The organism is Rhizobacter sp. P3_B12, from assembly GCF_056402895.1.
The window spans coordinates 1-3,495 of the sequence record NZ_JBFUGN010000659.1 but is presented as its reverse complement, the minus strand read 5'-3'; the positions used below and the strand labels follow the sequence as shown (position 1 = coordinate 3,495).

At 66.2% G+C, this 3,495-nt stretch carries 2 protein-coding genes and 1 pseudogene; all 3 read left to right on the top strand.

The window, feature by feature from the left end; genetic code table 11:
* A pseudogene (locus AC1D01_RS25670) lies at positions 1–332 on the top strand (ABC transporter substrate-binding protein); the annotation flags it as partial.
* Between the two features lie 13 nt (positions 333–345).
* Complete coding sequence (locus tag AC1D01_RS25665) at positions 346–1,497, top strand: ABC transporter ATP-binding protein (protein WP_477871390.1); 1,152 nt, start codon at positions 346–348, stop codon at positions 1,495–1,497.
* A 605-nt stretch (positions 1,498–2,102) separates the two neighbouring features.
* Positions 2,103–3,495, top strand: a 1,393-nt coding sequence (locus AC1D01_RS25660) for a hypothetical protein (RefSeq protein ID WP_477871388.1), incomplete at its 3' end; no start/stop codon positions are given.

Genomic DNA, 3,495 nt, shown 5'->3' with positions numbered 1-3,495 from the left:
GCTCCAAGGTCAAGGAAGAAGCCTGGAAGTGGGTCAAGTACCTCGGCTCGGCCGACTGCCAGGGGGTGGTCGCGAACTACGGCGTGGTCTTTCCGGCCATCAAGGGCATGGCCGAAAAGGCGATCGAAGCACAGCAGAAGAAGGGCGTCGACTCATCGGCCTTTCTGACGATGGCGCAGTCCAGGACCTTCCTCACCCCGATCGCCGACCGCGGTTCGGAGATCAACGACGTGATGACCGGGGCCATCGAATCGGTGCTCATCGGCAAGGCAGATGCGGCTTCAGCGCTGAAGGCAGCCAACGCGCAGGCCAACCAGCTCGTGAAGAACTGACAGGAGCGCCTGCATGGCCGGCATCGAGCTTCAATCGGTCTCCAAGACCTACGGCGCTGGCGCGGACGTGCTCCGCGACGTGAGCCTGCACGTCGCGCAGGGCGAATTCTGCGTCTTCGTCGGACCGTCGGGTTGCGGCAAGTCGACGCTGCTGCGGATGATCGCGGGGCTGGAGGAGATCAGTGCCGGCGACTTGCTGATCGGTGGGCATCGCATGAACGACGTGCCGCCGGCGGGCCGGGGTGTGGCGATGGTGTTCCAGAGCTACGCGCTGTTTCCCCACCTGACCGTCTACGACAACGTGGCTTTCGGCATGCGCCTGGCCAGGCTCGACAAGGCGACGATCCACGCCAAGGTGCTGCAGGCCGCCCGCGTGCTGCAGCTCGAACACCTGCTCGACCGCAAACCCAAGGCGCTTTCCGGCGGGCAGCGCCAGCGCGTCGCGATCGGCCGCGCCATCGTGCGCGAACCAGGCGTGTTCCTGTTCGATGAACCCTTGTCGAACCTCGACGCTGCGCTGCGCGTGCAGACGCGATTCGAGATCGCGAAGATCCATCGCGATTTCGGCCGCGCGAGCACGGTCTACGTCACGCACGACCAGGTCGAGGCCATGACGCTGGCAGACCGCATCCTGCTGCTCAATACCGGCGACGCGGTGGCACGCGAAGGCAGCGTGGCGCAATGCGGCACGCCGCTCGAGCTGTATCACAGCCCGCGCAACACCTTCGTCGCCGGCTTCATGGGTTCGCCGAAGATGAACTTCCTGCCCGGCGTGCTGGTGGAGGGCCGCGCCGACCGCGCGCGCGTGCGCCTGAACAGCAGCGAAGAAATCGATGTGCTGGTCGATGCCAGCGCGTTGCAGCCCGGGCAGGCCGTCACGGTCGGCCTGCGCCCCGAGCATGCCGAGCTCGGCACCGCCACACAGCACGTCGTGCGCCAGGTGCAGTGGCAGGAGCGGCTCGGCGAGTCGACCTACCTCTACCTCCACACCAGCGTCGCCAACGAGCCGCTGGTTGTCAAGGCTCCCGGCCATGCCCATGCCGAGGCGGGCCAGCTGCTGGCGATTGCGTTGCCCGCCGCTGCACTGCATCTGTTCGACAGCCAAGGTAACGCATTGCAACGCCGCGTCCCGGCCCTCGACCTGCAGCTTCCGCATGCGGCTTGATCCGATTCCGGCTCAGCGCGCAACCCTGCGCGCTTGCGTGCCACGCCCGGCCCTGTCCCAAGCGCTCCCCTGATCGCCAAGAGCCCATCAAGGGCAGCAGCGCCAGTGCACGGTGTGCTCCTCGGCACTCGCTGGACGGTGACAGACGTACACATCTGACACGAGTTAGTTATTTCCTAACGCGTGTTAGTCAATATATTGGAATCAATTGGAATCGCCGCTGCGCAGACTCCCAGAGCCCTTCAAGGGCCCGAGCGCTCAGTCACAGAACACCCGGAGGAGAACCATCCATGAAGTCGCTGACAGCCACCAGACAGAACCAACTTCTTTGTCTCTTGACCGCAGTGGCACTGGCAGCCTGTGGTGGGGGAGGGGCCGAAGGCAACGGGCCCGTCGGTGGTGCGCCTGCACCGGGTCCGGTCCCTGCGCCGGCACCGGCACCTGCACCTGCACCGGGCCCTTCTCCTTCACCCGCACCGGCCCCCAGTCCGGCGCCCGCGCCTGCACCGGGCCCGGCCCCAGCGCCAGCTCCACCGGTCCCCGCCCCATCGCCGAGCCCCGCGCCGGCGCCTTCTGGCCCGCTGGCCGTCGCACCGGTCGTTCGCGTGTACCGCGACGACCGGGTCGCGACGGTCGAGATGGACTACCAGGCCAATGACCTGGTGGGCCAGTTCTGGACCATGTCCGGATCGTCCGACGACGACGCGGGCTTCCTGGTGGTGTGGTGGCCGCAAACGGCGAGCGCAGCCTCGGCGAAGGCGCAGATCCTGTCCGACGTGGATTCCGAAGGGCTGTGCCTGAGTCCGGACAGCCCGCTCGCGCGCGCGCTGAACGAAAAGAAGCGTGCGGCATCTGCATCAACCTCGGCAACGAGCCGGCTCTCTTCACTGGCATCGACGGCGTGGGCCACGGTCACCGGCTCACCCAGTGCCGCCGCTGCGCCGGTGAGCAAGCTGGAACTGCCGGCGGGTGCCAAGTGGCTCGTCACCGCCAATCGCCGCGTGCAGATCCAGCCGCTGGACAACGACCGCGCCTACCAGGTGCGTGTGCAGCGCCTGAGCGCACGAGGCAAGATCACCAGCAATGCCACGGAGATCGCGTTCAACGGCGGTGACGCCACGCGAGTCAATGCGCTGCGCGCGAGCCTGACCCATTTCGACGACTTCAATCTTCCGCTGGGCGCCGCCGACGAGAAGAACTGGAACAACGCGCAGATGGTGTCCACCGACCCGCGCTTCAATCTGTTCTTCGTCAACGATCAATTCCATGCGCACACCGTGCAGGGCACCTTGCCCGACTGGGTCAGCGCCGGAGACCGCTCACAGACCGCGCAGAGGTTCCGCAAGAAGATCCGCATCGAGCAGGGTGCCCATCGCCGCATCGTCTTCGACATGGACTCGCCGCTGAGCAATCGCTCGGTGTGGTACCTCGATCTCAACCCCGTGCCCACCGAACTGACGGGCCACGCGAGCTTCTTCGACCAGGAGGGCGACCTGGGGCTGCCGGCGGGCATCCTGCGCCTGCGAGCCGCCGGTGAGGAGTTCAGCGTCAGCATGATGGACATGCAGGGCGTCTTGCACAACATCGCCAAGGTCGCCATGGACCAGGTCGGGCGCCAGGCGTTCACGAACGTGCGTCGCAGTTTCGACGTGCGCGTGGGCACCGGCGACATCCAGGTCTACATCGACGGCCTCAGCGTCATCAATGCGAGCTATGCGCCCTACAGCCTGCCGCCGGCCGACTATGAATTGCTGTGGGTGGACTTTGGCTACAACACGCCGAAGGACAACGTCTATTACTACCTGCACCACTGGGACAACTTCGGCTTCGACGGGCCGGTGGTCGACTCGCGCGAGGTGCACAACTACGTGACCCGCATCCAGGGCACGGACTATCAAAAGGCCACGCGCGAAGCACCGCGCACCTTCACCGTCAAGATCCCCGACGACCTGCGCCCGACCGCAGCGGGCACGGCCGAGGCCTGGTTGGTCTACACGC